The organism is Rhodococcus sp. I2R, from assembly GCF_020889545.1.
In the GTDB taxonomy this organism is placed as follows: domain Bacteria; phylum Actinomycetota; class Actinomycetes; order Mycobacteriales; family Mycobacteriaceae; genus Rhodococcoides.
Genome location: NZ_JAHUTG010000017.1, coordinates 16,322 through 40,580 on the forward strand (window position 1 = coordinate 16,322; position 24,259 = coordinate 40,580).

At 63.1% G+C, this 24,259-nt stretch carries 37 protein-coding genes; 34 read left to right on the forward strand and 3 right to left on the reverse strand.

The window, feature by feature from the left end; all coding sequences use genetic code 11:
• Positions 1-5 precede the first annotated feature (5 nt).
• On the reverse strand, positions 6-518 hold the full coding sequence (locus KVY23_RS17360; protein WP_230557591.1) for a hotdog fold domain-containing protein: 513 nt from the start codon (positions 516-518) through the stop codon (positions 6-8).
• A gap of 482 nt (positions 519-1,000) precedes the next feature.
• Between KVY23_RS17360 and rpsJ the strand changes: the two genes are divergently transcribed.
• The 11 genes from rpsJ to rpsQ are packed head-to-tail and all read left to right on the forward strand — an operon-like array spanning position 1,001 to position 6,293.
• On the forward strand, positions 1,001-1,306 hold the full coding sequence (rpsJ, locus tag KVY23_RS17365; RefSeq protein ID WP_003938093.1) for a 30S ribosomal protein S10: 306 nt from the start codon (positions 1,001-1,003) through the stop codon (positions 1,304-1,306).
• 14 nt (positions 1,307-1,320) lie between these two features.
• Positions 1,321-1,986, forward strand: coding sequence for a 50S ribosomal protein L3 (gene rplC, locus KVY23_RS17370; protein WP_206509625.1), 666 nt, complete (start codon positions 1,321-1,323; stop codon positions 1,984-1,986).
• Positions 1,983-2,660 carry a 50S ribosomal protein L4 gene (gene rplD / locus KVY23_RS17375; protein ID WP_230557592.1) on the forward strand — a complete coding sequence of 226 codons (678 nt, stop codon included), beginning with the start codon at positions 1,983-1,985 and terminating at the stop codon, positions 2,658-2,660. The genes rplC and rplD overlap by 4 nt, the downstream gene beginning before the upstream one ends.
• Positions 2,657-2,962, forward strand: coding sequence for a 50S ribosomal protein L23 (gene rplW / locus KVY23_RS17380; RefSeq protein ID WP_068432316.1), 306 nt, complete (start codon positions 2,657-2,659; stop codon positions 2,960-2,962). Before rplD ends, rplW begins: the two co-directional genes overlap by 4 nt.
• 38 nt (positions 2,963-3,000) lie before the next feature.
• Entirely contained in the window at positions 3,001-3,840 is an 840-nt protein-coding gene (rplB, locus tag KVY23_RS17385) for a 50S ribosomal protein L2 (RefSeq protein ID WP_075838824.1), read from the forward strand.
• 13 nt (positions 3,841-3,853) lie between these two features.
• Positions 3,854-4,135, forward strand: a complete 282-nt coding sequence (gene rpsS / locus KVY23_RS17390) for a 30S ribosomal protein S19 (protein WP_008718309.1) — start codon at positions 3,854-3,856, stop codon at positions 4,133-4,135.
• Complete coding sequence (gene rplV, locus KVY23_RS17395; protein WP_230557593.1) at positions 4,132-4,551, forward strand: 50S ribosomal protein L22; 420 nt, start codon at positions 4,132-4,134, stop codon at positions 4,549-4,551. The genes rpsS and rplV overlap by 4 nt, the downstream gene beginning before the upstream one ends.
• On the forward strand, positions 4,551-5,354 hold the full coding sequence (gene rpsC / locus KVY23_RS17400) for a 30S ribosomal protein S3 (RefSeq protein WP_206509626.1): 804 nt from the start codon (positions 4,551-4,553) through the stop codon (positions 5,352-5,354). The genes rplV and rpsC overlap by 1 nt, the downstream gene beginning before the upstream one ends.
• A 2-nt stretch (positions 5,355-5,356) precedes the next feature.
• A complete protein-coding gene (gene rplP / locus KVY23_RS17405) occupies positions 5,357-5,773 on the forward strand; it encodes a 50S ribosomal protein L16 (protein ID WP_075838827.1) in 417 nt (138 codons plus the stop codon).
• Positions 5,773-6,018: a 50S ribosomal protein L29 gene (gene rpmC / locus KVY23_RS17410; protein WP_019663551.1), complete on the forward strand. Its 246-nt coding sequence runs from the start codon at positions 5,773-5,775 to the stop codon at positions 6,016-6,018. The genes rplP and rpmC overlap by 1 nt, the downstream gene beginning before the upstream one ends.
• A complete protein-coding gene (gene rpsQ / locus KVY23_RS17415) occupies positions 6,015-6,293 on the forward strand; it encodes a 30S ribosomal protein S17 (RefSeq protein WP_075838828.1) in 279 nt (92 codons plus the stop codon). Before rpmC ends, rpsQ begins: the two co-directional genes overlap by 4 nt.
• An 89-nt stretch (positions 6,294-6,382) precedes the next feature.
• On the opposite strand, the gene KVY23_RS17420 is transcribed toward rpsQ, so the two are convergent.
• Positions 6,383-7,735: an AIM24 family protein gene (locus KVY23_RS17420; RefSeq protein WP_374108739.1), complete on the reverse strand. Its 1,353-nt coding sequence runs from the start codon at positions 7,733-7,735 to the stop codon at positions 6,383-6,385.
• A 269-nt stretch (positions 7,736-8,004) separates the two neighbouring features.
• Here KVY23_RS17420 and KVY23_RS17425 point away from each other — a divergent pair, with 269 nt between their 5' ends.
• The 23 genes from KVY23_RS17425 to KVY23_RS17535 all read left to right on the forward strand — a co-directional run bounded on the left by KVY23_RS17425 (position 8,005) and on the right by KVY23_RS17535 (position 22,426).
• The gene (locus KVY23_RS17425) at positions 8,005-8,874 is read left to right on the forward strand and encodes a glycosyltransferase family 2 protein (protein ID WP_230557595.1); all 870 of its coding nucleotides are present in this window, start codon (positions 8,005-8,007) and stop codon (positions 8,872-8,874) included.
• Positions 8,875-9,029: 155 nt separating this feature from the next.
• Complete coding sequence (rplN, locus tag KVY23_RS17430) at positions 9,030-9,398, forward strand: 50S ribosomal protein L14 (RefSeq protein WP_008718280.1); 369 nt, start codon at positions 9,030-9,032, stop codon at positions 9,396-9,398.
• The gene (gene rplX / locus KVY23_RS17435; protein WP_075838829.1) at positions 9,399-9,716 is read left to right on the forward strand and encodes a 50S ribosomal protein L24; all 318 of its coding nucleotides are present in this window, start codon (positions 9,399-9,401) and stop codon (positions 9,714-9,716) included. It abuts the gene before it with no gap.
• A 1-nt stretch (position 9,717) separates the two neighbouring features.
• Entirely contained in the window at positions 9,718-10,290 is a 573-nt protein-coding gene (gene rplE, locus KVY23_RS17440; protein WP_121114007.1) for a 50S ribosomal protein L5, read from the forward strand.
• Between the two features lie 4 nt (positions 10,291-10,294).
• Positions 10,295-10,480 (forward strand): type Z 30S ribosomal protein S14, encoded by a 186-nt coding sequence (locus tag KVY23_RS17445; RefSeq protein ID WP_072806574.1) that lies wholly within the window; start codon positions 10,295-10,297, stop codon positions 10,478-10,480.
• Positions 10,481-11,074: 594 nt separating this feature from the next.
• Positions 11,075-11,473 (forward strand): 30S ribosomal protein S8, encoded by a 399-nt coding sequence (gene rpsH, locus KVY23_RS17450; RefSeq protein ID WP_072806577.1) that lies wholly within the window; start codon positions 11,075-11,077, stop codon positions 11,471-11,473.
• Between the two features lie 14 nt (positions 11,474-11,487).
• Positions 11,488-12,027: a 50S ribosomal protein L6 gene (gene rplF / locus KVY23_RS17455; protein ID WP_230557596.1), complete on the forward strand. Its 540-nt coding sequence runs from the start codon at positions 11,488-11,490 to the stop codon at positions 12,025-12,027.
• Position 12,028: 1 nt separating this feature from the next.
• Positions 12,029-12,445 carry a 50S ribosomal protein L18 gene (gene rplR / locus KVY23_RS17460; RefSeq protein ID WP_075838832.1) on the forward strand — a complete coding sequence of 139 codons (417 nt, stop codon included), beginning with the start codon at positions 12,029-12,031 and terminating at the stop codon, positions 12,443-12,445.
• 34 nt (positions 12,446-12,479) lie between these two features.
• Entirely contained in the window at positions 12,480-13,148 is a 669-nt protein-coding gene (rpsE, locus tag KVY23_RS17465) for a 30S ribosomal protein S5 (RefSeq protein ID WP_075838833.1), read from the forward strand.
• The gene (gene rpmD, locus KVY23_RS17470; protein WP_075838834.1) at positions 13,148-13,327 is read left to right on the forward strand and encodes a 50S ribosomal protein L30; all 180 of its coding nucleotides are present in this window, start codon (positions 13,148-13,150) and stop codon (positions 13,325-13,327) included. The genes rpsE and rpmD overlap by 1 nt, the downstream gene beginning before the upstream one ends.
• A 2-nt stretch (positions 13,328-13,329) precedes the next feature.
• Positions 13,330-13,773 (forward strand): 50S ribosomal protein L15, encoded by a 444-nt coding sequence (rplO, locus tag KVY23_RS17475; RefSeq protein WP_075838835.1) that lies wholly within the window; start codon positions 13,330-13,332, stop codon positions 13,771-13,773.
• A 349-nt stretch (positions 13,774-14,122) separates the two neighbouring features.
• Positions 14,123-15,445, forward strand: a complete 1,323-nt coding sequence (gene secY / locus KVY23_RS17480) for a preprotein translocase subunit SecY (RefSeq protein WP_230557597.1) — start codon at positions 14,123-14,125, stop codon at positions 15,443-15,445.
• Positions 15,442-15,996: an adenylate kinase gene (locus KVY23_RS17485; RefSeq protein ID WP_075838837.1), complete on the forward strand. Its 555-nt coding sequence runs from the start codon at positions 15,442-15,444 to the stop codon at positions 15,994-15,996. The genes secY and KVY23_RS17485 overlap by 4 nt, the downstream gene beginning before the upstream one ends.
• The gene (gene map, locus KVY23_RS17490) at positions 15,996-16,793 is read left to right on the forward strand and encodes a type I methionyl aminopeptidase (RefSeq protein WP_075838838.1); all 798 of its coding nucleotides are present in this window, start codon (positions 15,996-15,998) and stop codon (positions 16,791-16,793) included. The genes KVY23_RS17485 and map overlap by 1 nt, the downstream gene beginning before the upstream one ends.
• Positions 16,794-17,062: 269 nt before the next feature.
• Positions 17,063-17,284 (forward strand): translation initiation factor IF-1, encoded by a 222-nt coding sequence (gene infA, locus KVY23_RS17495; RefSeq protein WP_005140011.1) that lies wholly within the window; start codon positions 17,063-17,065, stop codon positions 17,282-17,284.
• Between the two features lie 99 nt (positions 17,285-17,383).
• Positions 17,384-17,497, forward strand: coding sequence for a 50S ribosomal protein L36 (rpmJ, locus tag KVY23_RS17500; protein ID WP_003938068.1), 114 nt, complete (start codon positions 17,384-17,386; stop codon positions 17,495-17,497).
• 220 nt (positions 17,498-17,717) lie between these two features.
• On the forward strand, positions 17,718-18,092 hold the full coding sequence (rpsM, locus tag KVY23_RS17505; RefSeq protein ID WP_206509631.1) for a 30S ribosomal protein S13: 375 nt from the start codon (positions 17,718-17,720) through the stop codon (positions 18,090-18,092).
• The gene (gene rpsK / locus KVY23_RS17510; RefSeq protein ID WP_019663574.1) at positions 18,092-18,505 is read left to right on the forward strand and encodes a 30S ribosomal protein S11; all 414 of its coding nucleotides are present in this window, start codon (positions 18,092-18,094) and stop codon (positions 18,503-18,505) included. The genes rpsM and rpsK overlap by 1 nt, the downstream gene beginning before the upstream one ends.
• A 21-nt stretch (positions 18,506-18,526) precedes the next feature.
• Positions 18,527-19,132 (forward strand): 30S ribosomal protein S4, encoded by a 606-nt coding sequence (gene rpsD / locus KVY23_RS17515; protein WP_075838840.1) that lies wholly within the window; start codon positions 18,527-18,529, stop codon positions 19,130-19,132.
• 101 nt (positions 19,133-19,233) lie between these two features.
• Positions 19,234-20,298: a DNA-directed RNA polymerase subunit alpha gene (locus tag KVY23_RS17520; RefSeq protein ID WP_075838841.1), complete on the forward strand. Its 1,065-nt coding sequence runs from the start codon at positions 19,234-19,236 to the stop codon at positions 20,296-20,298.
• 34 nt (positions 20,299-20,332) lie between these two features.
• Positions 20,333-20,908 (forward strand): 50S ribosomal protein L17, encoded by a 576-nt coding sequence (rplQ, locus tag KVY23_RS17525; RefSeq protein ID WP_206509632.1) that lies wholly within the window; start codon positions 20,333-20,335, stop codon positions 20,906-20,908.
• 5 nt (positions 20,909-20,913) lie between these two features.
• Positions 20,914-21,813, forward strand: coding sequence for a tRNA pseudouridine(38-40) synthase TruA (truA, locus tag KVY23_RS17530; RefSeq protein WP_230557598.1), 900 nt, complete (start codon positions 20,914-20,916; stop codon positions 21,811-21,813).
• Positions 21,814-21,859: 46 nt separating this feature from the next.
• A complete protein-coding gene (locus KVY23_RS17535) occupies positions 21,860-22,426 on the forward strand; it encodes an NADPH-dependent FMN reductase (protein ID WP_230557599.1) in 567 nt (188 codons plus the stop codon).
• Here KVY23_RS17535 and eccE read toward each other — a convergent pair.
• Entirely contained in the window at positions 22,420-24,132 is a 1,713-nt protein-coding gene (eccE, locus tag KVY23_RS17540) for a type VII secretion protein EccE (RefSeq protein WP_230557600.1), read from the reverse strand. The genes KVY23_RS17535 and eccE overlap by 7 nt on opposite strands.
• Positions 24,133-24,259 lie beyond the last annotated feature (127 nt).

Genomic DNA, 24,259 nt, shown 5'->3' on the forward strand with positions numbered 1-24,259 from the left:
GAACCTTACGACGAGTCGGTCACCGGCTTCCGTGCCGCGGAGACCCAGACGGTGATATCCGCGTGCACTACCTCTGCGCCTGTGCGATCTCGGATGTAGACGGGAATGACGACATCGGCGCCCTCGGCGATCGCGGCGAAATCCGGGATCTGCGGCAACTCGGCTGTTGCTGTCAGCGAGGTCGTTGCGGGGCGCAAGTATTGGACCTGCATGCCCTTGGGGATCCAGCGATGCGAGGTGGGCACTGTGGCCTCGGCGAGCATCCCCATCGCGACCTCGGCGAGATTGCAGGCGGCGATGGCGTGGAAGGTGCCGAGGTGGTTTCGAATGCCCCACCATTTCGGCGCGCTCACCGTGCATCGGCCCGGTTCCAATGTGCGGACTCGGGGGAGTACCGAGCCGAAGTAGGGCACTCGCAGACACATTCCGACGGAGAAGACCGCGGATCCCAGCAGGTTGTCGGGCAGTCGACGCCAGAGGCCGAAGGTCTGTCCGTAGGTGGGTGAGGTGGAGTTCATCGGTCGACCTTACCGCTCGGTAATATCCGGTATGAGCCCTGTGCGCAGCCCGTGCGCCCCGGATTTGAACTCGACGGCCGCGTACGGCATACTGGTCGGGTTGCCTGGACACGGGACGCGCCTTCGTGCGGCCACGACCAGGTTGAAGCAGAACGGAACCAGCACTCCACGTGAGTGCGTCCGGTTCACCAGCTCGGAGATGCATCGGAAGCCTCGCGCTCACGGTCATCGAAGAAGAGCAAGCGGAAAGAAGTGTCAGTAGAAATCCGACACGCCCGACCGCGTGGACCGGAGAACCATGACAGATGAACAGCGGCAACGGATCGGGTCTTTCCTGATCGCCAACGTTCGGTTCGTCGTGTGAGCACGAGGGCAGTTCGAGTCCTTTCGGCTTCGGTCGAGCGACTCGGGGACTGTGCAGACGAGGTGGGGCAGGCCGAACGGCAGGCCTCACGACAAGCGGCAAGAAAAGGACACTAAGCGTGGCGGGACAAAAGATCCGCATCAGGCTCAAGGCCTACGACCATGAGGCGATCGACGCGTCAGCGCGCAAGATCGTCGAGACGGTCACCCGTACGGGTGCCCGCGTCGTCGGACCGGTGCCGTTGCCGACCGAAAAGAACGTGTACTGCGTCATCCGTTCGCCCCACAAGTACAAGGATTCGCGCGAACACTTCGAGATGCGTACTCACAAGCGGCTCATTGACATCCTCGACCCGACGCCGAAGACGGTCGACGCGCTCATGCGCATCGATCTGCCCGCCAGTGTCGACGTCAACATCCAGTGAGCGCGGAGACAACGATGACTGATAACAAGAATCGACCTGCCACAGGCATTCTGGGCACCAAGCTCGGAATGACCCAGGTCTTCGACGAGAACAACCGCGTCGTTCCCGTGACCGTGATCAAGGCTGGACCCAACGTGGTCACCCAGGTCCGCACGCTGGAGCGCGACGGCTACAGCGCCGTCCAGGTCGCCTTCGGCGCGATCGATCCCCGCAAGGTGAACAAGCCGACCACCGGCCAGTTCGAGAAGGCAGGCGTCACGCCTCGCCGCCATGTGGTGGAGATCCGCGTCGCCGACGCTTCCCAGTTCGAGGTCGGCCAGGAGCTCACCGCAGCTGTGTTCGAGGACGGCGCTTTCGTCGACGTCACCGGCACCAGCAAGGGCAAGGGCTTCGCCGGAACGATGAAGCGTCACGGCTTCAAGGGCCAGGGCGCGAGCCACGGCGCTCAGGCCGTGCACCGTCGTCCGGGATCCATCGGTGGCTGCGCCACTCCGGGTCGCGTGTTCAAGGGAATGCGCATGTCCGGACGTATGGGTGGCGACCGCGTTACCACGCAGAACCTCTCGGTCCACAAGGTGGACAGCGAGAACGGTCTTCTGCTGATCAAGGGAGCAATCCCGGGCCGTCGCGGCAACGTCGTGATCGTCAAGTCTGCATTGAAGGGTGGTGCACGGGCATGACCAGCCTCGAGAAGAAGACCGAAACCAAGCTGACGCTGGACGTCAAGGAGCTCGGCGGCAAGACCAACGGAACCGTTGATCTGCCTGCCACGATCTTCGACGCTCCTGCCAACATCGCGCTCCTGCATCAGGTCGTCGTTGCACAGCTCGCTGCTGCTCGTCAGGGAACCCACTCCACGAAGACTCGTGGCGAGGTTCGCGGTGGCGGCAAGAAGCCGTACCGCCAGAAGGGAACCGGTCGCGCCCGTCAGGGTTCGACGCGTGCACCTCAGTTCGTCGGCGGTGGCACGGTCCATGGACCGCAGCCGCGTGACTACAGCCAGCGCACACCCAAGAAGATGAAGGCAGCCGCTCTGCGCGGTGCCCTCTCGGACCGGGCACGCAGCGAGCGTATTCACGTCATCACCGAACTGGTTGCCGGACAGGTTCCGTCCACCAAGGGTGCCAAGACGTTCCTCGCCGAGCTCTCGGACCGTAAGAAGGTCTTGCTCGTCGTCGGTCGCGAAGACACCGCAGCGTGGAAGAGCGTCCAGAACCTGGAAGGCGTGCATCCCATCGCACCCGACCAGCTCAACACGTACGACGTGCTCGAAGCAGATGACGTCATCTTCAGCGTGGAAGCGCTGAACACGTTCATCGCAGGGCCTGCGAAGAACGAGGAGGGAAGCAAGTGACCACGATCGCCGATCCCCGCGACATCTTGCTGGCGCCGGTCATTTCGGAGAAGTCCTACGGACTGATCGAGGAAGGCACATACACCTTCCTGGTCCACCCGGACTCGAACAAGACGCAGATCAAGATCGCCGTCGAGAAGATTTTCGACGTCACTGTGACCAGCGTCAATACGCAGAACCGTCAGGGCAAGCGCAAGCGGACCCGATTCGGTTACGGCAAGCGCAAGGACACCAAGCGCGCGCTCGTAACGCTCTCCGCCGACAGCAAGCCCATCGAGATCTTCGGAGGTCCGGTCGCATAGCGGCTGGGACTCTTCGGATATAGAGGACGAGAAGACTCATGGCAATCCGTAAGTACAAGCCGACCACTCCGGGCCGTCGCGGCTCCAGTGTTTCCGATTTCGCGGAAATCACTCGCAGCACGCCCGAGAAGTCGCTGATTCGCCCCCTGCACGGTCGCGGTGGACGTAACGCACACGGTCGTATCACCACCCGGCACAAGGGTGGCGGTCACAAGCGCGCGTACCGTCTGATCGATTTCCGTCGCAACGACAAGGACGGCGTGCCGGCCAAGGTCGCTCACATCGAGTACGACCCCAACCGCACCGCCAACATCGCCCTTCTGCACTTCGCAGATGGCGAGAAGCGCTACATCGTGGCACCGAAGGGCATCGCTCAGGGCTCGCCCATCGAGTCCGGTGCCGGCGCCGACATCAAGCCGGGCAACAACCTGCCGCTGCGCAACATCCCGACGGGTACGACCATCCACGCGGTCGAGCTCCGTCCGGGCGGCGGCGCGAAGATGGCCCGCTCTGCCGGTTCGAGCATCCAGCTCCTCGGCAAGGAAGGCCCCTACGCCACCCTGCGTATGCCCTCCGGCGAGATCCGTCGCGTCGACGTGCGCTGCCGCGCAACCGTCGGCGAGGTCGGTAACGCCGAGCAGTCGAACATCAACTGGGGCAAGGCCGGCCGTATGCGCTGGAAGGGCAAGCGCCCAACCGTCCGTGGTGTCGTCATGAACCCGGTCGACCACCCACACGGTGGTGGTGAGGGCAAGACTTCCGGTGGACGCCACCCGGTCAGCCCGTGGGGACAGGCCGAAGGCCGTACCCGCAGTAAGAAGAAGGCGAGCGACAAGCTCATCGTCCGTCGTCGCCGTACCGGCAAGAACAAGCGCTAGGAGGGAGTTCAGAATGCCACGCAGCCTGAAGAAAGGCCCGTTCGTAGACGATCACCTCCTCGCGAAGGTCGACGTTCAGAACGATAAGGGGACCAAGCAGGTCATCAAGACCTGGTCCCGTCGCTCGACAATTCTTCCCGATTTCATCGGTCACACGTTCGCCGTCCACGACGGTCGCAAGCACGTGCCGGTGTTCGTGTCCGACTCGATGGTCGGCCACAAGCTCGGGGAGTTCGCACCGACCCGCACGTTCAAGGGTCACATCAAGGACGACCGGAAGGCGAAGAGGCGATGAGCAACACCGAAACCGCCAACCCGACGGCCAGGGCAGTCGCTAAGCACGTCCGCGTCACGCCCATGAAGGCACGTCGCGTCGTGGACCTGGTTCGTGGGCGTTCCGTCGAGGATGCGCTCAACATCCTGAAGTTCGCACCGCAGGCCGCCAGCGAACCGGTCGCCAAGGTGATCGCGTCCGCATCTGCGAACGCGGAGAACAACCTGGATCTCGATCCCAGCACTCTGATCGTGGCGACGGCATTCGTGGACGAGGGCACCACCCTCAAGCGATTCCAGCCGCGCGCTCAGGGTCGGGCATTCCGGATCCGCAAGCGCACGAGCCACATCACGGTGATCGTCGAGAGCCTGCCCAAGACCGGTGGAACCAGCCGTAACCGCCGTAAGGGCCAGGCATCCAAGGAAGGGGCTCAGTAGTGGGTCAGAAAATCAACCCGCACGGCTTCCGCTTGGGTATCACCACCGATTGGAAGTCGCGCTGGTACGCAGACAAGCAGTACGCGGAGTATGTGAAGGAAGACGTCGCGATCCGCAAGCTCCTGGCCACCGGCATGGAGCGTGCGGGCATCGCCAAGGTCGAGATCGAGCGCACCCGTGACCGTGTTCGCGTGGACATCCATACGGCACGCCCCGGCATCGTCATCGGTCGTCGTGGCGCCGAGGCAGACCGCATCCGCGGAGCTCTCGAGAAGCTGACCGGCAAGCAGGTTCAGCTCAACATCCTCGAGGTCAAGAACGCTGAGTCCGAGGCTCAGCTCGTGGCCCAGGGTGTTGCAGAGCAGCTCAGCAACCGCGTCGCATTCCGTCGCGCGATGCGTAAGGCCATTCAGTCGGCCATGCGTCAGCCGAACGTCAAGGGCATTCGTGTCCAGTGCTCCGGTCGTCTCGGCGGCGCCGAGATGTCTCGCTCGGAGTTCTACCGTGAAGGCCGTGTGCCACTGCACACGCTTCGCGCGGACATCGACTACGGACTGTACGAGGCCAAGACCACCTTCGGTCGTATCGGCGTGAAGGTCTGGATCTACAAGGGCGACATCGTCGGAGGCAAGCGCGAGCTCGCCGCTGCAGCACCCGCTGCAGGCGCCGACCGCCCGCGCCGCGAGCGTCCTTCGCGTCCGCGTCGCTCCGGTGCCTCGGGTACCACGGCGACGAGCACCGAAGCCGGCCGCGCGGCATCCGCAGAGGCTCCGGCCTCGACCGAGCCGAACAAGGAGGGCTGACGATGTTGATCCCCCGCCGGGTCAAGCACCGCAAGCAGCACCACCCGAAGCGATCGGGCGCTGCCAAGGGCGGAACCGCTGTGACGTTCGGTGAGTACGGCATCCAGGCTCTCGAGCCTGCCTACGTCACCAACCGTCAGATCGAGGCCGCTCGTATCGCGATCACTCGCCACATCAAGCGTGGCGGCAAGGTCTGGATCAACATCTTCCCGGACCGCCCGCTCACGAAGAAGCCTGCCGAGACCCGCATGGGTTCCGGTAAGGGTTCGCCCGAGTGGTGGGTCGCGAACGTCAAGCCGGGTCGCGTGATGTTCGAGCTCTCGTTCCCGGACGAGGCCACTGCACGTCAGGCGCTCACCCGCGCAATTCACAAGCTGCCGATGAAGGCACGCATTATCACCAGGGAGGAGCAGTTCTGATGGCTACTGGAACCCCAGCCGCAGAGCTCCGCGAGCTCACCGGTGAAGAGCTGGTCACCAAGCTGCGTGAGTCGAAGGAAGAGCTGTTCAACCTTCGTTTTCAGATGGCTACCGGCCAGCTGGACAACAACCGTCGACTGCGCACCGTTCGTCACGAGATCGCGCGCATCTACACCGTTCTGCGTGAACGTGAGCTCGGCCTGGCGACAGGTCCCGCCGACGACACTGCAGGTGACGCGGCATGAGCGAGGAAAACACTGTGACAGAAGAGCGCAACAACCGTAAGATCCGGATCGGCTATGTCGTATCCGACAAGATGGAAAAGACGATCGTGGTCGAGCTCGAGGACAGGGTCAAGCACCCCCTCTACAGCAAGATCATCCGTCGTACCACCAAGGTCAAGGCACATGACGAGAAGGGCGACGCCGGAGTAGGCGATCGCGTTCAGCTCATGGAGACCCGCCCGCTGTCCGCCACGAAGCACTGGCGACTGGTCGAGGTCCTCGAAAAGGCCAAGTAAGCAATTCGCTGCGACAATGCCCGCTCCCGTTCTGGGGGCGGGCATTGTCGTGTTCGAGGCAGGTTTTCGTCCAGCGCCTTTCTCGTGCTCTAGCGTCCGAGCAGCCCGCCGAGCGCACCGCCGACGCCAGCTTGTTCACCACTGCCGGAGCCGCCGATAATCCCGCCCGGCGGTTGCTCGGACGGTTGCACCACGACGAAGCCTCGGCCGACGAACTCGAGCGTGAAGCGCTCGCCGGTGGAACGTCCGATCAAGGTCCCGAGACCGAACGAGTCATTCTTCTTCACCCTGGTAGACAAGCTCGACGACCACGCAACTGCCGCCTGCGGATCGGCGAACGTGGCCTGGTCGACCTGCAGGACAACGGGAACCCCGTCGGTCGTGATGGCGATTCGACCGCGACCGGTGAACACGCAATTGAAGAAGCCCGCATTGCCCCCCGACGCCGCGCCTTGTACTCGCTTGACGTCGTAGGACAGGGACGAATCGAACGCCAACACGTTCGCACCGTTGATGGTGAGGCCGTCGGTGCCGTCGAGATCGATCAGGTGGACGTCCTGAGCAGCGTTTGCCAGAAAGAGGTCGCCGCGTCCGGACACCGTCATGAGCGGAACGCCTTCACCGGACAGTGCCTGCTTGAAAGCGCGTCCGATACCGCCCGCCCCCTTGGCCTCGAACTTCAGATCGCCCTGGTACGCGACCATCGACCCTGCGCGGGCCATGATCTCGCCGTTCATCCCCACACGGCACATCTTGCTGCCCTGCTTCTGGATGCCGGCGCCGGGAACCTCGGCGTGTGCGGGCGCGAACAGTTCACTTCTCACGGGTGTGGACCCTTCTGTCGTGGCGGAGGGGAGTGGCGGGATGCTGCTCTGTCCGGCACCGGTCGGAGGTGCGGTTGCGAAGGGTGCGCTCTGGTCCTCGTCCTCGTCCGGGCTCTCGATCTCGATGCCGTAAGCCGTCGCCAGCCCGGCTAGGCCGTCGAGAAAACCCTGACCGATTGCGCGTACCTTCCACGCGTCGCCGCGTCGGTAGATCTCGAGGCATACCAGGGCATTCTCCTGTCCGAGCGCGTCGGCGCGGTAGGAAGCAAACGGTGTGCCGGCGGCATCGGCGATCGTCGTCGATACCGGCCCAGCATCTGCGAACGTCGGCGGTCCAGTTCCGTCGAGCGAGGCGGTTATTGCGACGGTGACGATCTCGGCCGGGATGGCCGCGCAGTCGAGAATGATGCGATGAGAGCCGCCGTGGGCCTGGTACTCGACGCCGGGGCCTATGGGTTGGTTGTAGAAGATCAGATCGGCGTCCGAGCGAACTCGGCCGTCGGTTCCGAGCAACAGCGCCGAGACGTCCACGCGTGTGGACGTCTCGAGCGTGGCAGTCATCTTCGAAGTCGGAGCGGGGCAATTTTCCCCGCGAGCGAGGGGCTTCACCCGGTCCAGTGTGCCCGAGACGAACACGCGCCCGGCGACCGTCCCTGTTTCACTGCTGTCGTACCGGGTATAACCAGGACGCTTGAGGTAGATGAAAGTTGTCCGGGAATTGTTCGCGCTGCGCACGATCATTATTGTCGATAGTGTGACTGCAATTCATCTTTCTAAAATCGTCGATATGCGCGACCACCCGAGAGAGTGAAGCAGTCATGACCGACACGAGCAGAACTGCGTCCGACAATCAGCCGGCAAACGGTTCCACGCCTGATGGTAAAGAAGTGGTTTTCGTATCCGTCGTCATTCCCGCACGCAATTGTCTGCCCGATCTCGACGACCAGTTGGACGGGCTTGCCAAACAGACGTACACGGGGCCGATCGAAGTAATCGTCGCGGACAATGGTTCCGAGGACGATCTCCAGGCTCACCTCCGCGAATATGCGCAGAGAGGTCTGCTGTCCGTGCGGCACATCGACGCTGGAGAACGCGCTGGGGCGTCGTACGCCCGCAATCGCGGCGCGGAAGCGGCACGTGGCGATTTCCTCGCGTTCTGTGATGCCGACGACGTAGTGCATCCAGAGTGGCTTTCCGCACTCGTCGAGCTGGCAGAAAAGAACGACGTGGTCGGTACAGCAATAGAGACCGAATCCATCAATTCGCCGCGCGCGCTCGACTGGACGCCTACCACGCCCCCGGAAAAACAGGGAAAAACACCATTTCTGCCGCACGCTATCGGTGCGAGTTTCGGTTGTTGGGCGTCTGTATATCGGGAACTCGGCGGAATGAGCTGCGAGTTGCGTGCAAGCGAGGATGTCGAATTCTGCTGGCGGGCCCAATTGAATGGTTACCGTTTTGCATTTGCACAGACACCGTTGGTGGGATACCGACTGCGAGCCGAATTGATTCCCTTGATGAAACAGTCCTACCAATTGGGATACGGCTTCGCGCAGTTGCAGGGGATCTACCGCGCCCAGGGATGTCCGCCGGTGCACGTGCGCCGTGTGCTGCGGTGGTGGGGCCTGCTGCTGTTGGCCAATCCACTCGTACCGCGCGTTCTCACTGGCATATCCAAGGGGCAGTGGCTGCGGGCGGTCGCCGCGCACATCGGAGAGGTGCGAGGCGGCGTCAAGTATCGAGCCTTCGTGTGGTGACCAGCATCGATTTGGATTCGGCGGCGTAGTTCCCTACACTTGACCAGTTGCCTGTGGCAGCGGTGTGCCTTCGTGCACCCGTGGGCCAGGTGGCCGACCGCGCGTGTCGGGACGGAAATCCGGCACGTCTGTACATCCAGGTCTAGGAGAAGTTTGTGATTCAGCAGGAGTCGCGAGTACGCGTTGCTGATAACACGGGCGCGAAGGAAATCCTTTGCATCCGCGTTCTCGGTGGCTCGTCACGTCGCTACGCCGGGATCGGCGACATCATCGTAGCTACGGTGAAAGACGCCATCCCAGGTGGAAATATCAAGAAGGGTGAGGTCGTCAAGGCCGTCATCGTCCGCACCGTCAAGGAGCGTCGCCGCCCGGACGGTTCGTACATCCGTTTCGACGAGAACGCTGCCGTGCTGATCAAGCCGGACAACGATCCTCGCGGAACCCGCATCTTCGGCCCGGTGGGTCGCGAGCTGCGTGAGAAGAAGTTCATGAAGATCGTCTCGCTCGCCCCGGAGGTGCTGTAAATGAAGGTGCACAAGGGCGACACCGTTCTCGTGATCGCAGGCAAGGACAAGGGAGCCAAGGGCAAGGTCATCCAGGCCTACCCCGAAAACTCCAAGGTCCTCGTCGAGGGCGTGAACCGGATCAAGAAGCACACCGCGGTCTCCGCGAACCAGCGCGGCGCATCCTCGGGCGGAATCGTCACGCAGGAAGCCCCGATCCACGTATCGAACGTCGCAGTCATCGACTCGGACGGAAACCCCACTCGCGTGGGCTACCGCACCGACGAAGAGTCCGGCAAGCGCGTTCGTGTTTCCCGGAAGAACGGGAAGGACATCTGAGATGACTACCACTGAGAACAAGGCAGGCGTGCAGCCTCGCCTCAAGGCGCGCTACCGCGCCGAGATCAAAGACGCCCTCAACACCGAGTTCGCATACGAGAACGTCATGCAGATCCCGGGTGTCGTCAAGGTCGTCGTCAACATGGGTGTCGGTGACGCTGCCCGTGACGCGAAGCTGATCAACGGTGCAGTTGCCGACCTCGCCGCGATCACCGGTCAGAAGCCGGAGATCCGCAAGGCACGCAAGTCCATCGCGCAGTTCAAGCTTCGTGAGGGAATGCCCATCGGCGCACGCGTCACGCTCCGTGGCGACCGCATGTGGGAGTTCCTGGACCGTCTGACCTCCATTGCCCTTCCCCGAATCAGGGACTTCCGCGGCCTCTCCGGCACGCAGTTCGACGGCAACGGCAACTACACGTTCGGCCTCAACGAGCAGTCGATGTTCCACGAGATCGACGTGGACAAGATCGATCGTCCGCGCGGCATGGACATCACTGTGGTGACCACCGCAACCAACAACGAAGAAGGCCGCGCGCTGCTCAAGCACCTCGGCTTCCCGTTCAAGGAGAACTGAGTCCATGGCTAAGAAGGCACTGGTCAACAAGGCCAACAAGAAGCCGAAGTTTGCGGTGCGTGGATACACACGCTGCAACCGCTGCGGCCGTCCCCACTCGGTGTTCCGCAAGTTCGGCCTGTGCCGTATCTGCGTTCGCGAGATGGCACACCGCGGCGAGCTCCCCGGCGTTCGCAAGAGCTCCTGGTGAACTGAGGCCTTCGGGCTTCACCGCATCACGCTGACGGGCGTGGGTTCCTTCACGGAACCCACGCCCGTTTTGTTGTATGTCCTGCCGTGACCTAGCACCGATATTGCCGACCCCGCACATTGGTTCAGGTCATAGCGCCTGTGCGTACTCGGCAAAAACGGTGTCAGCTCTGCAGGCATCGAGCCCGCCGTGAGACACGAGCGCGAGCCGCTTCGGGCCGACCTGTGGACCGTGATCAGTGCCCCGCGCCGGCAACCTTCAGAGCGGATGATTTGGTGTTTTCAGCCTGGTTGCCTACACTTGTGCGGTTGCCCGGGCTTCGTCGTGCCTGCACGCGAGTCCTTGCAGTTTCAACGCAACCTCGGGTTCTCCGCACTTGGAAAGAAGAACACGCGGAAGCTCGAAACACCTGGCAGTGCAGTGATGCATTGCTTGGAGCGCAACCCCTGACCGTCAACAGTCGGTCAGGACATGTTCACTTCGCTGTAGGCCCACGATGTGACGAGCCAGGCCCCCGGGTCGAGAACAACCCAGGGGCACCAGCTCGCGCGTGCTGCATGGGAACCGCTGCGAGAAAGGTGCACAGGTCACACCATGACGATGACCGATCCAATTGCAGACTTCTTGACCCGTCTGCGCAACGCCAATTCGGCGTACCACGACGAGGTGAAGCTTCCCCATTCGAAGCTGAAGGCGAACATCGCCGAGATCCTCAAGCGTGAGGGCTACATCGCTGATTTCCGTACCGAGGACGCCGAGGTGGGCAAGACCCTCATCGTCGATCTCAAGTACGGACCCAGCCGTGAGCGCAGCCTCGCAGGCGTGCGTCGCATCTCGAAGCCTGGTCTTCGTGTGTACGCAAAATCCACCAATCTGCCCAAGGTTCTCGGCGGCCTGGGCGTGGCGATCATCTCCACGTCCACCGGTTTGCTCACAGAGCGTCAGGCGGCCAAGCAGGGTGTGGGCGGAGAAGTCCTCGCCTACGTCTGGTAGGGGAGGCCACCACCATGTCACGTATTGGAAAATTGCCGGTCACGGTCCCCGCGGGCGTCGACATCACGATCGACGGCCAGAATGTCGCGGTCAAGGGTCCTAAGGGGTCTCTTGCACTGACGATCGCCGAGCCCATCCAGATCGCCCGCTCGGACGACGGCACCATCGCCGTCACCCGCCCGGACGACGAGCGTCGTAGCCGCTCGCTGCACGGCCTCTCGCGCACCCTCGTCGCGAATCTCATCACCGGTGTCACCAACGGGTACACCACCAAGATGGAGATCCACGGCGTCGGTTACCGCGTTGTCCTCAAGGGCAAGGATCTCGAGTTCGCGCTCGGGTACAGCCACCCTGTGCTGATCGAAGCACCGGAAGGCATCACGTTCACGGTCGAGTCGCCCACGCGATTCACCATCAGCGGCATCGACAAGCAGGCGGTCGGTCAGATCGCTGCCAACATCCGTCGTTTGCGGCGCCCGGACCCGTACAAGGGCAAGGGCATCCGCTACGAGGGTGAAGTTATCCGCCGCAAGGTCGGAAAGACGGGTAAGTGATATGAGCCAGCAAACAGCAGACAAGGCGAACGTCGTGAAGCGCACTCCGCGCGGCACGGACGTGTCGACCAAGCGTCGCCTGTCGAAGGCGCGCCGCCACTTCCGCCTTCGCAAGAAGATCTCCGGCACGCCCGAGCGTCCTCGCTTGGTCGTCAACCGCTCCTCGCGGCACATTCACGTGCAGCTCGTAGACGACCTCGCCGGCCACACGCTGGCCAGTGCATCGTCGATCGAAGCAGACGTGCGTGCCCTCGACGGAGACAAGAAGGCCCAGAGCGCAAAGGTCGGCGAACTCATCGCTGCTCGCGCAAAGGCAGCCGGCGTCGAAACGGTCGTCTTCGACCGTGGCGGCAACGACTACAGCGGCCGCATCGCGGCGCTGGCAGATGCCGCTCGCGAAGGCGGGTTGGCATTCTGATGATGACTGAAACTGACAACGGAAGGACAGCCTGATGCCGGGACGTCAACGGCGTGACGGCGGAAGCGGCCCCGCCGGACAGAACAGTGGACCGAACAGCGGTGGTGACAACAGCCAGCGCGGTGATAACCGTGGTGGACGTGACCGTCGCGACAACTCGCGTGGCGGCAACGCTGCCGAGAAGTCGAACTTCATCGAGCGCGTAGTTGCGATCAACCGCGTCTCCAAGGTCGTCAAGGGTGGTCGTCGCTTCAGCTTCACCGCCCTCGTGATCGTCGGAGATGGCAACGGCTTGGTCGGCGTCGGCTACGGCAAGGCCAAGGAAGTTCCCGCGGCGATCCAGAAGGGCGTCGAGGAGGCTCGCAAGAGCTTCTTCCGCGTTCCGATGATCGCGGGCACCATCACGCACCCCGTTCAGGGTGAAGCAGCAGCAGGCGTCGTCATGCTCCGTCCGGCCAGCCCGGGTACCGGAGTCATCGCCGGTGGTGCTGTCCGCGCCGTGTTGGAGTGCGCAGGCATCCACGACGTGCTCTCGAAGTCGCTCGGTAGCGACAACGCGATCAACGTCGTTCATGCCACCGTGGCAGCCCTGCAGGCACTGCAGCGTCCCGAGGAGGTCGCGGCTCGTCGCGGTCTGACCCTCGAAGAGGTTGCGCCCGCTGGCATGCTCCGTGCGCGTGCACAGGCAGGAGCGACCAAGTAATGGCACAGCTCAAGGTCACCCAGATCAGAAGCACCATCGGCCAGAAGTCGAACCAGCGGGACAGCCTGCGGACTCTCGGCCTCAAGGGGATCCGCAAGTCCGTCGTCCGTGAGGACACCCCGCAGACCCGCGGACTGGTCAATGTGGTGCGCCACCTCGTAACTGTTGAGGAGGTCTAACCATGACCATCAAACTGCATCACCTGCGTCCCGCTCCCGGATCCAAGTCGACCAAGATTCGCGTCGGCCGCGGTGAAGGCGGCAAGCGCGGCAAGACCGCGGGTCGCGGAACCAAGGGAACCGGCGCACGCAAGAACGTGCCGGCGCGTTTCGAGGGCGGCCAGATGCCCCTCCAGATGCGACTCCCGAAGCTCAAGGGCTTCACCAACCCGAACCGTGTCGAGTTCCAGGTCGTGAATCTTCGCGACATCGAGCGCTTGTTCCCCGAGGGTGGACAGGTCGGCATTGCCGATCTGATCGCCAAGGGCGCAGTGCGCAAGAACGAGCCCGTCAAGGTGCTGGGCGACGGCAAGTTGACCGTGAAGGTCGATGTCTCCGTCAACAAGTTCACCGGTTCTGCCAAGGAAAAGATCGCCGCTGCCGGCGGTTCCGCAACCGAGGTATAACCCAGATCGACTCCGGTCGATCACGCTCATCGTGTGTCGATGGCCGCAGCAACGAGCCTCGGTAGAGGCTCTCGCTGCGGCCATCGCGCCGTTGTGGCCGCTGGGTCGACCAGAGGTCGTCGGCCGCCCGGTCGGGACACTGCGCGGGTAGGTCGCTGCATCGTCCGAATGGGCGGGTGCGCACTGATCGACCGGCCGTCGGATGCACACTGTTAGAGTTCTAGAGTTACGTGACAATGCCTTTCATGCGGGTGACTCGTGTCACCCGCAATCCAAGGTCGGACGTCGTGTAGGTCGAATGTGACCGGACGGCTGTTCGACACCAACGCGCCTCGTGCCAGGAGGATCTTTGCTTTCCGCCTTCGTGTCGGCCTTCAGGACTCCTGACCTGAGACGAAAGATCCTTTTCACGCTCGGTCTGGTCGCCTTGTACCGCTTCGGCGCTACCCTGCCTTCGCCCGGTGTTGATTACGCCAACGTCCGAGCCTGTATCGAACAGGTCTCCGGTGGCGATCAGGCCGGTATCTATTCGCTGATCAATCTCTTCTCGGGTGGGGCGCTGCTGCAGCTGTCGGTCTTCGCGATCGGCATCATGCCGTACATCACCGCGAGCATCATCGTTCAGCTACTGACGGTGGTCATCCCCAAGTTCGAGCAGCTCCGCAAAGAGGGACAGTCCGGCCAGGCCAAGATGACGCAGTACACGCGCTATCTGTCGATCGCGCTGGCTATCCTCCAGGCCACCGGACTCGTGGCCCTGGCTTCGCGTGGGCAGCTCCTTCAGGGATGCCAGCAGGACATCATCGCCGACCAGAGCATCTTCGGGTTGGTCATCATCGTGCTGGTCATGACCGCCGGTGCGGCCATGGTCATGTGGTTCGGTGAATTGGTCACCGAACGTGGCGTCGGCAACGGTATGTCCCTGCTTATCTTCGCCGGTATCGCATCGCGAATCCCGTCCGAGGGCAAGTCCATCCTCGACAGCCGCGGCAGCTTCGTCTTCGCGATGGTCTGTGTGGCCGCTTTCCTGATCATCGTCGGCGTCGTGTTCGTCGAGCAGGGCCAGCGCCGCATCCCGGTGCAGTACGCAAAACGGATGGTCGGTCGCAAGATGTACGGCGGATCGTCGACGTACCTGCCTCTCAAGGTGAACCAGGCGGGTGTCATCCCGGTCATCTTCGCGTCCTCGCTGCTGTACCTGCCGAATCTGATCGCGCAGCTGACCTCGGCGAGTACCGCGACGGATCCCAGCTGGTGGCAGCGGATCATCAACGAGTACCTGGTGAACCCGTCGAACCCGGTCTACATCTCCATCTACTTCGGCATGATCGTCTTCTTCACGTACTTCTACGTCGCCATTACCTTCAACCCGGAGGAACGGGCCGAGGAGATGAAGAAGTTCGGTGGATTCATACCGGGGATCCGGCCAGGCCAGCCGACAGCCGACTATCTCAACTACGTGCTCAGCCGCATCACCCTTCCGGGTTCGGTCTACCTGGGCACCATCGCCGTGCTCCCGAATGTTTTCCTCGACATGGGAAACAGTGGGGGAGCGCAGAACCTGCCGTTCGGCGGCACCGCCGTCCTCATCATGGTGAGCGTCGGCCTCGACACCGTGAAGCAGATCGAAAGTCAGTTGATGCAGCGCAACTACGAAGGGTTCCTCAAGTGAGACTCGTACTTCTTGGTCCTCCCGGTGCCGGCAAGGGCACCCAAGCCGAGATCTTGTCCGAGAAGTTGGGTGTACCCCACATCTCGACCGGCGACCTGTTCCGCGCCAACATCGGCGAGAAGACCCCGCTCGGAATCGAGGCGAAGAAATACCTCGACGCCGGTGACCTGGTTCCCAGCGAACTGACTGTCGACATGGTTCGCAGTCGTTTGGCCGAGCCCGATGCGGTCAACGGATTTCTGCTCGACGGCTTCCCTCGGTCGGTCGGTCAGGCCGAGTCGCTCGTCGAGATCCTCGCAGACCTGGGCGCCAAGCTCGATGCTGTGCTCTCGTTCGTGGTCGATGAAGATGTCGTAGTCGAACGGATGCTCTCGCGAGGTCGTGCGGACGACAAGGAAGACGTCATCCGCAATCGGCTCAACGTCTACCGCGACGAGACCGCACCCCTGCTTGACCACTACTCGGACCAGATCCTCTCCGTCGATGCGATGGGCGAGGTCGACGAGGTCAGCGCCCGCGCGCTGAAGTCCATCGAGGGCCTCGGCAAGTAATGGCCTTCGGTCGCAAACGCAAGGTTGTCCCGTTCCGCAGCGCCGGTGAACTCGACGCGATGGCTGCGGCGGGTGCGATCGTCGGCGCTGCGCTGGTGGCGGTGCGGGACGCAGCGAAGCCCGGCGTCTCGACTCTCGAACTGGACCGTGTCGCCGAGGCTGTCATCAGGGATGCCGGTGCCGTTCCGTCTTTCCTCGGATATCACGGCTTCACGGGGAGCATCTGCTCGTCCGTGAACGACCGGGTGGTTCACGGCATCCCGTCCGCACGGGACGTTCTCGCCGCGGGCGACATCATTTCCATCGATTGCGGCGCAGTTCTCGACGGCTGGCACGGTGACTCGGCCTGGACATTCGGAATCGGCGAGATCATCGAAGCAGATGCACTGCTCAGCGAGGCAACTCGGCTGTCGATGGAGGCCGGCATTGCCGCGATGCTCCCAGGCAACCGTCTCACCGACGTCTCGCATGCAATCGAGACCGGTACACACGATGCGGAGAAGCTGCACGGGCGCAAGTACGGCATCGTCGACGGGTACGGCGGGCACGGAATCGGCCGTGAGATGCACATGGAGCCATTCCTCGCCAACGAAGGTGCACCCGGTAAGGGGCCCGAATTGGTGATCGGCTCCACCCTGGCCATCGAGCCGATGTTGACCCTCGGAACCTACGAGACCGAGATCCTCGATGACGATTGGACCGTGGTCACCACCGACGGGTCGCGGGCTGCGCATTGGGAGCACACCGTTGCCGTGACAGAAGACGGCCCTCGAATCCTGACGCTTCGTCCCGAATAGACGAGTCCGAGCGCAGTCGGCCGACCCTGCTCCTTCGACCGCGAAATCCGATCGCGGGACAGTAGTCGACAGCACGGCATTTGGCCTGGTGAGAGTTTGCCGGTAACATAGTTCGACGGTGCGCTCTGCGTACCGGTTGTTTGCATGCCTGCGCGAGCCGGCCTTACATCGACCGGTCCACACCGCCGACGCAAGTCGGTGGCCAGTGAGCATCACGTTAACGGAAACAGATGCAATCAACCAGGTGTCAAACCAGGGACGCGGAGGATATGGCTAAGAAAGACGGTGCCATCGAAGTCGAGGGCCGAGTAGTCGAACCCTTGCCCAATGCGATGTTCCGCATTGAGCTGGAGAACGGTCACAAGGTGCTCGCACACATCAGTGGAAAGATGCGCCAGCACTACATTCGTATCCTCCCGGAGGATCGAGTCGTCGTGGAGCTCTCTCCATACGACCTCACGCGGGGTCGCATCGTTTACCGCTACAAGTAACAAGCTTCTCCGGCCAGGTCCGGTCGGAGAGAACCATGCTCGAATCGCGCCGTAGGTATTCGTGCGGCGTGCGCGAGCTACACACAGGAGATCAGCGACGTGAAGGTTCAGCCGAGCGTCAAGAAGATCTGCGAAAAGTGCAAGGTGATTCGTCGTAACGGACGAGTCATGGTGATCTGCGAGAACCTGCGTCACAAGCAGCGTCAGGGATAACCACCGAGCATTTCGCGTTTCTGCTTGGCACACAGCAAGAAGAAGACCTCCCAGCACCAACCGTGACACACGCGTTACGGCACACCCCCGGCACGGAGGCCGGGGCCCCACTGAGTTAGTTGAAAGACGCTTCTCCTGCCTACGGGTTCACACCCACAGGTGAGAAGGACACAGGGGACGGACTGGGAGCAGACCTCCGGCACACGAAAAGGAATGCCACATGGCACGTCTCGCAGGTGTGGATCTTCCGCGCGAAAAGCGCATGGAGATCGCACTGACTTACATCTACGGCGTCGGCCGTACCCGCTCGAAGGAGATCCTGGACGCAACCGGCGTCAACCCGGATCTGCGTAGCAAGGATCTGTCCGACGAAGATCTGACCAAGCTCCGCGAGTACATCGAGGAGTCCCTCAAGGTCGAGGGCGACCTGCGTCGCGAGGTGCAGGCCGACATCCGTCGCAAGATCGAAATCGGCTGCTACCAGGGCCTTCGCCACCGTCGTGGTCTGCCCGTACGTGGACAGCGCACCAAGACCAATGCGCGCACCCGTAAGGGCCCCAAGCGCACCATTGCCGGCAAGAAGAAGGCGAAGTAATGCCCCCTAAAGCACGCGGTACCGGTCCGAAGAAGACGCAGAAGACGCGTCGCAGGGACAAGAAGAACGTCCCCCACGGATCTGCGCACATCAAGAGCACCTTCAACAACACGATCGTGTCGATCACCGACCCGGCCGGCAACGTCATCTCGTGGGCGTCCTCGGGCCACGTGGGCTTCAAGGGCTCGCGCAAGTCGACTCCGTTCGCTGCTCAGCTCGCTGCCGAGAACGCAGCGCGCAAGGCTCAGGAGCACGGCGTCAAGAAGGTCGACGTGTTCGTCAAGGGACCCGGCTCCGGCCGTGAGACCGCAATCCGCTCACTTCAGGCCGCAGGCCTCGAGGTCGGCACCATCTCTGATGTCACCCCCCAGCCGCACAACGGTTGCCGTCCGCCGAAGCGGCGTCGGGTCTAGCGGGAAGGAAAGGTTTAGAAAATGGCACGTTATACCGGTCCTATCACCCGCAAGTCTCGTCGTCTGCGCGTCGACCTCGTCGGAGGAGACCAGGCATTCGAGCGTCGTCCCTACCCGCCCGGCCAGCACGGTCGCGCGCGGATCAAGGAGAGCGAGTACCTGCTCCAGCTTCAGGAGAAGCAGAAGGCTCGCTTCACCTACGGCGTCATGGAAAAGCAGTTCCGCCTGTACTACAAGGAAGCCAACCGGCGTCCCGGCAAGACCGGCGAGAACCTGCTGACGATCCTCGAGACCCGTCTCGACAACGTCGTCTACCGCGCCGGTCTGGCACGTACGCGTCGCCAGGCTCGTCAGCTGGTCACGCACGGTCACTTCCTCGTGAACAACAAGCGCGTGGACATCCCCAGCTACCGCGTCTCGCAGTACGACATCATCGATGTACGCGAGAAGTCCGCACAGACCTTGCCGATCCAGATCGCTCGCGAGAGCTACGGGGATCGTACGGTCGCGCCGTGGTTGCAGGTCGTCCCGAACCGTCTTCGCATCCTGGTTCACCGGGTACCGGAGCGCGCACAGATCGATGTGCCGCTCCAGGAGCAGCTCATCGTCGAGTACTACTCGAAGTAAGGCGTAGCGCGTCTGCGGGTGGCCGTCCCGGTCACCCGCAGACGTTCTCGCCTCCACACGTGGACGTCAAATAGCGGACGTCCGTACAGGAGGAACACACAATGCTCATTTCACAGCGACCGACGCTGACCGAAGAGGTCATCGCGGACAACCGCTCGAAATTCGTCATCGAGCCGCTCGAGCCTGGCTTCGGTTACACACTCGGCAACTCGCTCCGCCGTACCCTGCTGTCGTCGATCCCCGGAGCCGCTGTCACCAGCATCCGTATCGACGGCGTTCTCCACGAGTTCACCACTGTCCCCGGAGTCAAGGAAGACGTCACCGACATCATCCTGAACCTCAAGGGCCTCGTGGTGAGCTCCGAAGAGGACGAGCCGGTCACCATGTACGTCCGCAAGCAGGGCCCAGGCGCTGTGACCGCAGGCGACATCGTTCCCCCGGCCGGCGTCACGGTGAACAACCCGGATCTGCACATCGCGACCTTGAACGACAAGGGCAAGTTGGAGGTCGAGCTCGTTGTCGAGCGTGGCCGCGGCTACGTTCCTGCCGTCCAGAACAAGGCATCGGGCGCAGAGATCGGCCGTATTCCGGTCGACTCGATCTACTCGCCCGTACTCAAGGTCACCTACAAGGTGGAGGCCACCCGCGTCGAACAGCGCACCGACTTCGATCGGCTCGTTCTCGACGTGGAGACCAAGAATTCCATCACCGCGCGGGACGCGCTCGCTTCGGCGGGCAAGACCCTGGTTGAGCTCTTCGGCCTCGCCCGTGAGCTGAACGTCGAAGCAGAAGGTATCGAGATCGGACCCTCGCCCGCCGAGGCCGATCACATCGCTTCCTTCGGACTCCCCATCGAGGATCTGGACCTGACGGTCCGTTCCTACAACTGCCTCAAGCGCGAGGGTGTTCACACCGTCGGCGAGCTGGTTGGTCGTACCGAGTCCGATCTGCTGGACATCCGTAACTTCGGACAGAAGTCCATCGATGAGGTGAAGGTCAAGCTGCACTCGTTGGGCCTTTCGCTCAAGGACAGCCCCGCTTCCTTCGATCCGACCACAGTGCCCGGATACGACGCCACCACGGGAACGTGGAGCGATACGGACGCAAGCACCTTCACCGACGGTGAAGGTACCGAGCAGGACTACGCCGAGACAGAACAGCTGTAATCAGCTCGTTGGAGCTCTTACTAGGAGATTCATCATGCCCAAGCCCACCAAGGGCCGCCGTCTCGGCGGGTCGGCGTCGCACCAGAAGGCCATCCTGGCCAACCTGGCGACGGCACTCTTCGAGCACGGCCGCATCACCACCACAGAGTCGAAGGCCAAGCGCCTTCGTCCGCACGCCGAGAAGCTGGTGACCCACGCAAAAAAGGGTGACCTGGCTCATCGTCGTGAGGTACTCAAGACGATCAACGACAAAGATGTCGTGCACAAGCTGTTCGCCGAGATCGGGCCTTTCTTCGCCGATCGCGACGGTGGCTACACGCGCATCATCAAGACCGTCCCCCGCAAGGGCGACAACGCGCCGATGGCCATCATCGAGCTCGTCAACGAGCAGACGGTGTCCAACGAAGCAGATCGCGCTCGCCGCGTGAAGGCTTCGAAGACCGCTCCGGCTGCCGCCGAGGCACCGGCCGAGGAGAACGTCGTCGAGGCTGTCGAAGCCGACGCGACCGATGCCGAGGTCGAGAACGCCGAAGCAGTCGTCGACGGCATCGAAGACAAGGACGCACACGCGTCGGACGCGTCCGACGCAGAAGACGCCAAGAAGGACTAGTCCTCTTGGTTTCGGAGCACGAACGAAGCGGGCCCGCCATTCCTTCCGAGGATGGCGGGTCCGCTTCTTTGCGTACCGCTGCTGCCGTGCGCCGGTACCGGATCGACATCTCTTACGAGGGCACCGACTTCTCCGGCTGGGCCCGCCAACCCGGTATCCGCACGGTGTGTGGAGTTCTCGAGCAATCCTTCTCGACGGTGCTCCGTGAACCGATCGAGCTGACGGTCGCGGGACGTACCGATGCCGGAGTTCACGCCAGCGGGCAGGTAGCGCACTTCGATGCAGTCGGCGAAATCGAAGAACCGGAGCGTCTCGTCCGCAGAATGGCACGGTTTCTTCCGACCGATGTGAGGGTCAAGGCGATCACCCGAGTGTCCGCGGACTTCGACTCCCGGTTTTCTGCCCTCCGCCGCCACTACGAATACAGGTTCAGCACGGCCCGGTACGGAGTCGACCCGCTCGACGTTCGCGGCGTGGTGTCCTGGCCCCGCGACATCGACCTCGACACCATGCGTGAGGCATCGTCGACACTGCTAGGGCTGCACGACTTCGCTGCCTTCTGTAAGCGACGTGAGGGTGCGACGACGGTGCGCGAACTGCAACGTTTCGATTGGGAGCGCGTCGGAGATCGGGTGACCGCCTACGTCAGCGCTGATGCGTTCTGCTGGTCCATGGTGCGGAGCCTGGTCGGTGCGATCCAGGCAGTCGGGGAGGGGCGACGCACTCCCGAGTGGACCGCCGCTCTTCTCGATGCACGATCGCGTTCGAGTTCGGTGACGGTGGCACCGGCGCACGGACTCGCACTCGTCGCTGTCGACTATCCGGACGCAGCCGAGCTGGCGAGCCGCAATGTCGCGACCCGGGAAATGCGAAGCGGCATCCCCTCCGGGCCTGGTTGCTGTTGATGCCTGCCGCTCGAAGCTGGTGCTGCGCAATGGCTACGCTGGGACCGTGACACCAGCACCCGTTCGGCTCACCGTAGTCGTTGCCAGCGTCAGGCCCGAGCGTTTCGGTCCGGTGGTGGCCGAGTGGTTTTCGCGTACCGTGGCCGAGCGCTCCGACTTCGAAGCCTCGACGCTGGACCTCATCGACCTCGACCTCCCGATCGACCTGTCGCCCTCGCAGGGGGCCGAAGCGCTCGTCTCCGCGATCGGCGCTGCGCAAGCAGTGGTCGCCGTGACTCCCGAATACAACCACGGGTATCCGGCATCACTGAAGGTCGCGCTGGACACCGTCAAGTACGAGTGGCGCGGAAAGCCGATCGGGTTCGTCTCCTACGGCGGCATCTCGGGCGGCATGCGCGCAACCGAACAACTTCGACAGGTCGCGGCGGAACTGCACATGGTATCGGTCCGGGACAGTGTTGCCTTCCCGCGCGCCCGAAGAGCGTTCGACGAACAGGGTTGCACATCGAACGAGGCTGCCGCCGATTCTGCGACGCGCATGCTCGACCAGCTGCACTGGTGGGCGACCGCATCGACGATGGCGGCCTCGGTCCGGCCCTACCCCGGTCAGTAGGTTCCGACCGGGTTTCGAACACTCCGGGGTCGTCCGATGAATGCAGTTTCCTGCGCGATGGTCACCAGTATCAACTCGATGTCGTGACGAGATGTTCTTACGAGAACTCGGTCCCCGGCGGCGCCCGGCTGCACGATACTCACGTCGGGATCGCGCATCGGTGTCAGCGAGGGATGCTCGGTCAGGGTCAACACCGTGGTGCCGTCGAAACGGCTCGGTAGCCCCACATCCACCGTGTCCGTGAAGTCCTGCACGACAAGGTCGATGGATGGACCGTTGCGGCGCGCGCCGTCGTCGATCCGCAGGTTGTCAGGCGTTGCCAGCGAGTCGACGAGGGGCCGCCAGGCATGCGGTCGGTCGGTTCGGACGAGAATTCTTGCGCCGGTGGCAACCGCGCGAAAGACAAGTTGCTGCGCGAGGTACAACTCACCGGCGACGAGTACGGAGCGCACTCCACGGCCGTGCATGCGCGTGGCGATGCCGTGGCCGGACGCGTCCGAGCCCAGCAGTTGCCCACATCCGCTCGTGGGTGGGCTCAGTTCGGAAGCTCGGGTGCGTGCGATGCGCCGCCCGGGCTCGGTGTGGCCGGGAGCCGGGACGGCAATGGGCAGAGTCAACAGAAGGGCCAGGCGGTGTCTACCGTTCATCGACGACAACCCGGGTGCATCCAGTGCTGGTGCGCCCGAACGCGTGACGAGATTGCAGAAGCCGCTCATGTTCACCTGCTCGTCGGCGGCACCCGGCGTCAGCCGAAGGGATACCGTCGTCGACAGCGACGGCGTCGCCCACACATCCGCCAGGAGTTCCTCGTCGATTGCCCGACAGTCGATTTCGTAACCGGTGGCAGCCGCGCCGGGTAAAGGTGCCGTCCGCCAATTCTGGGTGAGGTCATCGATGGCGACACCGCGGCACAGGTGCAATACGACGTCGCGAATTTGGTTGCGCGTCAGGACCGTCGACGCAACTCCTTGCGCATCGAGCGCTCGCGCAACGCGTTCGGTCGCGATACGCACGGTGGCGGCAGCTCCGACACTGCCTCCGCCGCGTACTCGAACCGCCTCGGTGTTGGATCGCAGATCTGCGGTGACCGTGACCCAGACCGTCCTGTCCGCGACAGCAGGGAGCGGCCCGATCAAACGTTCGTACACATCCGCTGCGGGTGTGCCCGAAGCAGTCCGCCGGCCGTGCGAGACGACATCGATGCCCGACAGTGAGATGTCGTGCTGGGTCAGACACCGTGCCAGAGTGCCCAGATCCAGTGTGGAGTCCGTCGTGGCACCCGCGCGTCCGAGGCGGGTCGCCGCACCCTCGGCCGGGCGAAGCTCGAGAATGCAGGACACCAGGTCACCGTGTCGGTGGACTCCGAAGGGATTGCCGTCGACATCGATATGGTCGACTGTCGCGCCAACGGACGGCGCCCACCCGGACGCGTATCGAATCGCCGTCACTGCCCAGTCGAACGGTGTCCTACCCGCTGTGGTGACGAACGGGATCGCTGCGGTCAGCACCGCCACGACGAGCACCGTGCGCATCGAGAAGCCGGCGGCTATGGCGGCGGCGCACAGCAGGGCCAACACCAGTTCGATACAGACCAGCCGCCGGAGCGTCGGGACGCGAAGTCCGATTCCGAGCCGCACGCTGGACCGACTCCGCCGTCTGGGTGCAACACGATCGAGCGGATCGGCAGCACGCTGCGCGCCAGTCATATCCGTTGATCCCTCCCCCCGAAGGCTGTGCCACGAGCGTGCGCCGGACAGCGCGTTCATCACTCGTTCGGTGCACTCTACAAGGCTCGGGTGACCCGGGTACCTCGACGGCCACCGAGTGGGTACT

What these genes read in the sequence shown, in the direction of transcription:
- KVY23_RS17360 (WP_230557591.1), bottom strand. Translation starts at nt 518, where the DNA reads ATGAACTCCACCTCACCCACCTACGGACAGACCTTCGGCCTCTGGCGT.
- rplC (WP_206509625.1), top strand. Translation starts at nt 1,321, where the DNA reads ATGACTGATAACAAGAATCGACCTGCCACAGGCATTCTGGGCACCAAG.
- rplD (WP_230557592.1), top strand. Translation starts at nt 1,983, where the DNA reads ATGACCAGCCTCGAGAAGAAGACCGAAACCAAGCTGACGCTGGACGTC.
- rplB (WP_075838824.1), top strand. Translation starts at nt 3,001, where the DNA reads ATGGCAATCCGTAAGTACAAGCCGACCACTCCGGGCCGTCGCGGCTCC.
- rpsS (WP_008718309.1), top strand. Translation starts at nt 3,854, where the DNA reads ATGCCACGCAGCCTGAAGAAAGGCCCGTTCGTAGACGATCACCTCCTC.
- rplV (WP_230557593.1), top strand. Translation starts at nt 4,132, where the DNA reads ATGAGCAACACCGAAACCGCCAACCCGACGGCCAGGGCAGTCGCTAAG.
- rplP (WP_075838827.1), top strand. Translation starts at nt 5,357, where the DNA reads ATGTTGATCCCCCGCCGGGTCAAGCACCGCAAGCAGCACCACCCGAAG.
- rpmC (WP_019663551.1), top strand. Translation starts at nt 5,773, where the DNA reads ATGGCTACTGGAACCCCAGCCGCAGAGCTCCGCGAGCTCACCGGTGAA.
- rpsQ (WP_075838828.1), top strand. Translation starts at nt 6,015, where the DNA reads ATGAGCGAGGAAAACACTGTGACAGAAGAGCGCAACAACCGTAAGATC.
- rplX (WP_075838829.1), top strand. Translation starts at nt 9,399, where the DNA reads ATGAAGGTGCACAAGGGCGACACCGTTCTCGTGATCGCAGGCAAGGAC.
- rplE (WP_121114007.1), top strand. Translation starts at nt 9,718, where the DNA reads ATGACTACCACTGAGAACAAGGCAGGCGTGCAGCCTCGCCTCAAGGCG.
- KVY23_RS17445 (WP_072806574.1), top strand. Translation starts at nt 10,295, where the DNA reads ATGGCTAAGAAGGCACTGGTCAACAAGGCCAACAAGAAGCCGAAGTTT.
- rpsH (WP_072806577.1), top strand. Translation starts at nt 11,075, where the DNA reads ATGACGATGACCGATCCAATTGCAGACTTCTTGACCCGTCTGCGCAAC.
- rplF (WP_230557596.1), top strand. Translation starts at nt 11,488, where the DNA reads ATGTCACGTATTGGAAAATTGCCGGTCACGGTCCCCGCGGGCGTCGAC.
- rplR (WP_075838832.1), top strand. Translation starts at nt 12,029, where the DNA reads ATGAGCCAGCAAACAGCAGACAAGGCGAACGTCGTGAAGCGCACTCCG.
- rpsE (WP_075838833.1), top strand. Translation starts at nt 12,480, where the DNA reads ATGCCGGGACGTCAACGGCGTGACGGCGGAAGCGGCCCCGCCGGACAG.
- rpmD (WP_075838834.1), top strand. Translation starts at nt 13,148, where the DNA reads ATGGCACAGCTCAAGGTCACCCAGATCAGAAGCACCATCGGCCAGAAG.
- rplO (WP_075838835.1), top strand. Translation starts at nt 13,330, where the DNA reads ATGACCATCAAACTGCATCACCTGCGTCCCGCTCCCGGATCCAAGTCG.
- map (WP_075838838.1), top strand. Translation starts at nt 15,996, where the DNA reads ATGGCCTTCGGTCGCAAACGCAAGGTTGTCCCGTTCCGCAGCGCCGGT.
- infA (WP_005140011.1), top strand. Translation starts at nt 17,063, where the DNA reads ATGGCTAAGAAAGACGGTGCCATCGAAGTCGAGGGCCGAGTAGTCGAA.
- rpsM (WP_206509631.1), top strand. Translation starts at nt 17,718, where the DNA reads ATGGCACGTCTCGCAGGTGTGGATCTTCCGCGCGAAAAGCGCATGGAG.
- rpsK (WP_019663574.1), top strand. Translation starts at nt 18,092, where the DNA reads ATGCCCCCTAAAGCACGCGGTACCGGTCCGAAGAAGACGCAGAAGACG.
- rpsD (WP_075838840.1), top strand. Translation starts at nt 18,527, where the DNA reads ATGGCACGTTATACCGGTCCTATCACCCGCAAGTCTCGTCGTCTGCGC.
- KVY23_RS17520 (WP_075838841.1), top strand. Translation starts at nt 19,234, where the DNA reads ATGCTCATTTCACAGCGACCGACGCTGACCGAAGAGGTCATCGCGGAC.
- rplQ (WP_206509632.1), top strand. Translation starts at nt 20,333, where the DNA reads ATGCCCAAGCCCACCAAGGGCCGCCGTCTCGGCGGGTCGGCGTCGCAC.
- eccE (WP_230557600.1), bottom strand. Translation starts at nt 24,132, where the DNA reads ATGACTGGCGCGCAGCGTGCTGCCGATCCGCTCGATCGTGTTGCACCC.